This window comes from Candidatus Binataceae bacterium (genome assembly GCA_035508495.1).
Taxonomy (GTDB): Bacteria; Desulfobacterota; Binatia; order Binatales; family Binataceae; genus JASHPB01.
The window spans coordinates 21,384-28,434 of record DATJMX010000034.1 but is presented as its reverse complement, the minus strand read 5'-3'; the positions used below and the strand labels follow the sequence as shown (position 1 = coordinate 28,434).

The 7,051-nt window shown below is 63.4% G+C and carries 5 protein-coding genes; 4 read left to right on the top strand and 1 reads right to left on the bottom strand.

Features of this window, described 5'->3' with window-relative positions; translation table 11 throughout:
- From fumC to VMA09_11475, 3 genes are all read left to right on the top strand, one after another.
- On the top strand, positions 1-1,340 hold a 1,340-nt coding region (gene fumC / locus VMA09_11485; GenBank protein HUA34220.1), incomplete at its 5' end, for a class II fumarate hydratase.
- A gap of 6 nt (positions 1,341-1,346) precedes the next feature.
- On the top strand, positions 1,347-2,426 hold the full coding sequence (locus VMA09_11480) for a hypothetical protein (GenBank protein HUA34219.1): 1,080 nt from the start codon (positions 1,347-1,349) through the stop codon (positions 2,424-2,426).
- A gap of 132 nt (positions 2,427-2,558) precedes the next feature.
- A complete protein-coding gene (locus VMA09_11475; GenBank protein HUA34218.1) occupies positions 2,559-2,780 on the top strand; it encodes a hypothetical protein in 222 nt (73 codons plus the stop codon).
- Positions 2,781-2,915: 135 nt separating this feature from the next.
- On the opposite strand, the gene VMA09_11470 is transcribed toward VMA09_11475, so the two are convergent.
- Complete coding sequence (locus VMA09_11470) at positions 2,916-4,529, bottom strand: carboxyl transferase domain-containing protein (protein ID HUA34217.1); 1,614 nt, start codon at positions 4,527-4,529, stop codon at positions 2,916-2,918.
- A 164-nt stretch (positions 4,530-4,693) separates the two neighbouring features.
- On the opposite strand from VMA09_11470, the gene VMA09_11465 reads away from it, so the two are divergent.
- A complete protein-coding gene (locus VMA09_11465; protein HUA34216.1) occupies positions 4,694-7,027 on the top strand; it encodes an endonuclease MutS2 in 2,334 nt (777 codons plus the stop codon).
- Positions 7,028-7,051: the final 24 nt, after the last annotated feature.

Genomic DNA, 7,051 nt, shown 5'->3' with positions numbered 1-7,051 from the left:
ATCATTACTGGGGCGCGCAGACCCAACGCTCGTTGCATCACTTCAACATCGGGCCCGACCGCATGGCGCGCTCGATGGTCCGCGCCTTTGGCTTGCTCAAGAAGGCCGCCGCCCAGGTCAACCAGGATCTAGGCAAGCTTGCCGCCGACAAGGCGCGGCTGATCGTGCAGGCGGCCGACGAGGTCGCCTCGGGCAAGCTCGACGTCGAGTTTCCATTGCGCGTCTGGCAGACCGGCAGCGGCACCCAGACCAACATGAACGCCAACGAGGTCATCTCGAATCGCGCGATCGAGCTCGCGGGCGGCGTGCTCGGCAGCAAGAAGCCCGTACATCCCAACGACGACGTCAATATGTCGCAGTCCTCCAACGATACCTTCCCGACCGCGATGCATGTCGCCGCGGCCGAGGAGATCAATCAAAAGCTGCTGCCGGCGCTGAAGCGGATGCGCGACGCGCTCGCGAAGAAAGGCGCCGAGTTCGCCAATATCGTCAAGATCGGCCGCACTCATCTGATGGACGCTGTGCCGCTAACTCTTGGTCAGGAATTCTCCGGCTACGTCGCGCAGATCGACGCCGATATCAGGCGCATCGAGTCTGTCCTCCCGGATATTTACGAACTTGCGATCGGCGGCACCGCAGTCGGCACCGGCCTCAATACGCATCCCGAGTTCGCCGACCGCGTCTCAGCGAAGATCGCGCTCTACACCGGACTGCCGTTCAAGTCCGCGCCCAACAAGTTCGCCGCCCTCGCCGCCCACGACGCGCTCGTGATGGGCTCGGGCGCGCTCAAGACTCTGGCCTGCTCGTTGATGAAAATCGCCAACGACGTGCGATGGATGGGCTCGGGGCCGCGCTCCGGCCTCGGCGAGCTGATCCTGCCCGAGAACGAGCCGGGCTCGTCGATCATGCCGGGCAAAGTGAATCCGACGCAGAGCGAAGCGATGACGATGGTCTGCATCCAGGTGATCGGCAACGACACCGCGATCACCGCCGCGGGCTCGCAGGGCAACTTCGAGCTCAACGTCTTCAAGCCGCTCATCATCCACAACTTCCTGCACTCGGTAGTGCTGCTCGGACATTCATGCGATTCTTTCCGCAAGTATTGTGTGGATGGCATCGAACCCAATCGCGAGCAGATCACGCGCTACGTCGACAATTCTCTCATGCTCGTAACCGCGCTCAGTCCCCATATCGGCTACGATAAGGCCGCCGCCGTCGCCAAGAAGGCGCATCACGAGGGCACCACGCTGCGCGAGGCGGCGCTCGCGCTCGGCTATCTCAGCGGCGAGGACTTTGATCGGATGGTCCGGCCTGACAAGATGTTGAGCCCAGGTGAATGAGCAACGATGAGACGGGCGGGGTGGTGGCGAACGCTGGCAGCGGCAGCCGCGATGCTGCTGATCTGCCTGGTGTCTGCGTATGGCGCCGAAAGTCCGGGAGCGGCCGAGCCCGAGCCGCCCGCGCGCAATCCGATCCTCGCGCCGCCTCTGGTGCTCGGCCAGAACATCGACGTCGGCGTCGGCCTCCATATTCTCAACATCTCTTCGATCGACGAGGTCAACGAGCAGTATTCAGTTGACGGCTACCTGCTGCTGCGGTGGAAGGACCCGCGGCTCGCGTTCACTCCCGATCCTCAGCACCCCGGGCGCCTCTATCATCCCGGTGAAATCTGGACCCCGCGCCTCGAGATCATAAACGCCGCCGGTGCGCGGCAGGTTTACGATGCGATCGCTCTCGTCAGGCCCGACGGCAGCGTCAACTACGCAGAGCGCTTCCGCGTGCTGCTGTCGGCCCGCTTCCGGCTGCATCGCTTCCCATTCGATTCACAGCTCCTGCCGATAATCATCCATCCATTCCTCGGCTCGGGCCGCTTCATCACGCTGAGCCTCAACGACCATCACCTATGGACGGCGAGCGAGTTCAACGCCTACAGCTCGCTCGCGCAGTGGCAGCTCCAGGTCGTCGAGCCGGAGGTGCACGCCGCGAAAGGCTATGATGGATCGCCGATCAGCGAAGTCGAATTCCAGATCGGTGTGAAGCGCAAGTCGAGCTTCTATATCTGGAAGGTCTTCGTGCCTCTGCTCCTGATGGTAATGCTGTCGTGGGCGGTCTTCTGGGTTGAGGCGCGCGACCTGTCAACCCAGGTGACGGTGGCGGTCACGACCATCCTGACCGTGATCGCCTTCGCATTCGCGATCTCGGCAACGATGCCGCGCGTGCCGTATCTCACGTACATCGATGCGTTCTTCCTGCAATGCTACGTATTCGTGTTCCTCGCGATGGGCGAGCTGATGATGGTGCACGTGACGCATCGCTCAGACCGCCGCCGCGACCTGGGCATCCGCCTGCGCGCCATCTCGCGCATCGTAATCCCCGTCGCCTTCCTCCTGAGCAACATACTGATCGCGGTGCACTTCCTGGGCTAAGTCGTTAGCGGAAAAATATTCACGGTCGGTACTTTCGGAAGATCGCCCCTGCGAGTTGATCGCTCAACTATCGGTTGGCACGGCGGCTGCTCTCATTGCGATGTCTCGAAGACGCACGGAGAGAGCCGACTCATGAAAAGCATCCTCATGGCTGGTGCCGCGATTCTCCTGCTTGGCCTCGCCGGCCTTGCGATCCCGGTTTTCACCACCAATCAGACCAAGGAAGTCGCCAAGCTCGGCGACGTTCACGTCGAGGCCAACGAAACTCAGCAGCACGTGATCCCGCCGCTGGTAGCAGAAGGCGCCATCGCGGTCGGTATTGTCCTACTGGTCGTCGGCGCCGTGAAGCGCTGATTGCGGAATCGGCAGGCAGCATCGTGAGCGCGGTCTCGTTGATCGGGCGTTGTTCTGAAAAAATGCGGTGGGGCGGGCGTCGCTGCCCGCCTCGTGTCTTTGTGGCCTTGGTGGCGAGTCTTTTTCTGAAGAACATTACATCCGCAACACACCGAAATTCGCTGACGGCGCGATCGGCGCATTCAACGATGCCGCGATCCCCAGCGCGAGCGCGGCGCGCGTCTCGATGGGATCGATCACGCCGTCGTCCCACAACCGCGCGCTCGAATAATAACAGCTCGATTCCTCTTCGTACTTGTTGAGCGTCGGGCGCACGAACTCTTTCTGCTCCGCATCGGGCATCGCCTTACCTTCGCGCTTCAGTTGGTCGAGCTTGACCGTAAGCAGCACGTTGGCGGCCTGCTCCCCGCCCATCACGGAGATTCGCGAATTCGGCCACATGAAGAGCAGCCGCGGCGAGTACGCCCGCCCGCACATCCCGTAATTTCCCGCGCCGTTCGACGCGCCGATGATCACGGTGAACTTCGGCACCTGCGCATTCGCAACTGCGTTCACCATCTTGGCTCCATCCTTGGCGATACCGCCCTGCTCGTAACGCTTGCCGACGATGAACCCGGTGATGTTCTGTAGAAAAATGAGCGGGATTCGCCGCGCGCAGCAGAGCTCGATGAAGTGCGTCGCCTTCAGCGCCGACTCGCTGAACAGCACGCCGGCGTTGGCGATGATGCCGACTTCGTAGCCGAAGATTCGCGCGAAGCCGGTGATGAGCGTGGTGCCGTAGCGCGGCTTGAACTCGTGCATCCGCGAGCCATCGACGATACGCGCGATCACTTCGCGCACGTCGTAAGGCTTGCGCGTGTCAGTCGGGATGATCCCGTAAAGCTCCGCAGGATCGTATTGAGGATCTTCGGGCGCATCGGGCTGGAACTCATCCCGCACCGTGCGAGTCCCGAGATTTTCGAAAATCGAGCGCGCGATTTCGAGCGCATGCTCATCATCGTCGGCGAGATGATCGCTCACGCCCGAGAGCCGCGTATGCACATCACCGCCGCCCAGCTCCTCGGCAGTGACCTCTTCTCCCGTCGCCGCGCGCACCAGAGGCGGACCGGCAAGAAAAATGGTGCCCTGGTTGCGCACTATTATGCTCTCGTCGCACATCGCGGGAACATACGCGCCGCCCGCGGTGCACGAGCCCATCACGGCTGCGACCTGTGCAATGCCCATCGCGGACATCCGCGCCTGGTTGTAGAAAATTCGTCCAAAGTGCTCGCGGTCAGGGAAAACATCAGCCTGCAGCGGCAGGAAGGCGCCTCCCGAATCGACCAGGTAGATGCACGGCAGATGATTCTGCATCGCGATTTCCTGCGCGCGCAGATGCTTCTTCACCGTGATCGGATAATACGTGCCGCCTTTCACGGTTGCGTCGTTGGCGACGATAACGGCCTCGCGTCCCTGGATTCGCCCGATGCCAGTAACGATTCCGGCACCCGGCGCCTCGCCATCGTACATGCCGTGCGCCGCGAGCATCGAAAGCTCGAGGAACGGACTCGACGGATCGAGCAGCCGCTTCACGCGATCGCGTGCGAGCAGCTTGCCGCGCTCGAGATGCCGCTGGCGCGCATTCTCCGGGCCACCGAGGCGAATTCGCTCGATCTCGGAACGAAGCTGAGTCACGCGCTCAAGCATCGCCGCCCGATTCTGTTTGAACTCGTCGGAAGAAGTGCTGATTCGAGATTCGATTCGATCCATCAGAAACTACCCATAAGAAAATGCACTCTCCTCATTTTCTGAATCCTTCTCCTTAACCAGGAGAGGGGACGGAGAGCAGCCCTGCTGCGCGGACTTTGCGCTCGGAGTAGATATAACCCATCGCCGATGCGATGCGTATGCACTCGCGCCGGCCACGAAATTTTATGCGCGACCGCGATCTGAAAGCCTTCGAGTACGACAAGGTGCTCGCGCTCGTCACCGAGTTTGCGGCCTCTGAGCCGGGGCGGGAGACGCTCGCGGCGTTGCGCCCGGCGTCGCATCCCGACGAAGTGCGCGAGCGCCTGCGCGCGACGGCCGAGATGGTCGAGCTGCGCGAGCATTCGGGCTCGGTGCCGATCGGAGAGTTCAGCGACCAGCGCGCGCTGCTGCTCGCGGCCTCGCGCGTCGGCGCGATTCTCGACGGCGTCTCTCTCGTGCAGGTGCGCGAGTTCGTCGTGACTGCCCGCACCGCGGCCGGCTTCCTGCGCTCGCGCGTCGAGCGCTTTCCGCATGTCGCCGCGTTCACGCAAAACCTGCTCGCGCCCAAGGAGCTGGCCGATGCGCTCCTGCGCGCGCTCGGCGACGACGGCTCGTTGCTCGATGATGCGAGCCCGGAGCTGAAACGCTTGCGCACGCGCCTGCGCGACGAGCGCGCCGATCTCGAGGCGCGCCTGATGCGCTCGCTCAGCTCGTCGGGTATGGAACCCTTCGTCTCCGATACTCTCGTCACGCTGCGCAATCGCCGCTTCGTGCTGCCGCTCAAACTCAACTACTCCGAGCGCCTCGAAGGAATCGTGCAGGACCGCAGCGTGTCGGGCGAGACGCTGTTCGTCGAACCGATGTGGGCAGTAGAGCTCAACAACCGTCTGATGATGCTGGAGCGCGAGGTCGAGGCCGAGGAGACGCGCATCCTGGCGCAGCTCACCGCGATGGTCGGCGGCTATGCCGAGGAGCTCGGGCTCACCTTCAACGCGCTGGTTGCGCTCGACGCGCTCAACGCGCGCGCCAAGTTCGCGCAGCGCTACAGTGGTATCGAGCCCGCGATCGTAGGGGACGGAATCGAGTTCATCGCCGCGCGCCATCCGCTGCTCACAACCAGTGGACGCGAAGTCGTGCCGATCGACGTCAGGATCGCGCCGGGGCAGCGCGGCCTCGTGATTTCGGGACCCAACACCGGCGGCAAGACCGTCGCGCTCAAGACGCTGGGGCTCTTCTCGCTGATGGCGCAGGCAGGGCTTCTGATTCCCGCCCAGACCGGCAGCAAGGCGATGGTGTTTCGCAGCGTGTTCGCCGATATCGGCGACGAACAATCGATTGCGGCAAACCTCTCGAGTTTCTCGGGCCACATCGCCAACCTGTCGGAGATCCTGCGCCTGCTCGAAGAGCCCGCGCTGGTGATTCTCGACGAGCCCGGCGCGGGCACCGATCCGGCCGAGGGCTCCGCGCTCGCAATCGGGCTCATGAATCATCTCGGCGCGCGCCGATGCCTGGTCGCGATCGCAACGCATTCGACGGCGGTGAAGCTGCATGCCTATTCGCGCGCCGGTTTCGACGCGGCCGCGGTCGATTTCGATCCCGAGCATCTGGCGCCGCTCTATCGATTGAAGCCGCACACAATCGGCCAGAGCTATGGAATCGCGGTCGCGCGCCGGCTCGGATTGCCGGCCGCGGTAATCCAGGCGGCGCAGGACGCAATGGGCGAAGGCAGCGCCGAGTTGTCCGAGGCGTTGAAAAAGCTCGAAGACGAACGCACCCGCCTCGCCGAAGAAACCGAGAAGCTACAGCAGCGCGAGCGATCGCTGTGGGAACAGGAACGCACGGCCCGCGAGTCAAGTCAGAAGGCGCAGGAGCGGCTTGAGACCGAACGCGCGCGGCTTCGCAGCGAGGTCGCCGAGCTGATCAACGAGTTCAAGCGCGAGGGCGGCGACCTGATGGCGGAGCTCAAGACGCGCGCCAAGGCTCGTCCCGACCTGACCGCGTTCATCACGCGCGCGAGTGAAAAACTGGAGCAGGCGGCGCCGCGCGAAGAAGCCGCCGAGGACGACGATCGGCCGCTCAAAGTCGGCGACCATGTCGAGATCGGCGATATCCGCGGCGAGCTGGTCGCGCTCGACGAAGGCCGCGCCGTGCTAGCGCGCGGCGGACTCAGAATTGAAGTCGCGCCGGACAGGCTACGGCGCGCGCGCTCGAAAGAGGAAACTCACGCGCCCAAGCCGCGTGCCGAGACGATCACGTTCTCCTCGGACGATCGCGAAAAAAGCGAAGTGAATCTCATTGGGATGCGCACCACGGACGCGCTGCGCAAGCTCGAGGAATTCCTTGACCAGGCGTTCCTGACCAACCGTCCCGAAGTGCGCATCATCCACGGCATCGGCTCTGGCGCGCTGCGCAAAGCGGTCGCCGAGTACCTCAGCACGTCGTCCTACTGCTCGTCGTATCGCCAGGCCGAACCGCATCAGGGGGGAGCCGGCGCCACGATCGTGCAGATGAATCTGTAGTCGCGTTTGGCATTGTGACCCTGA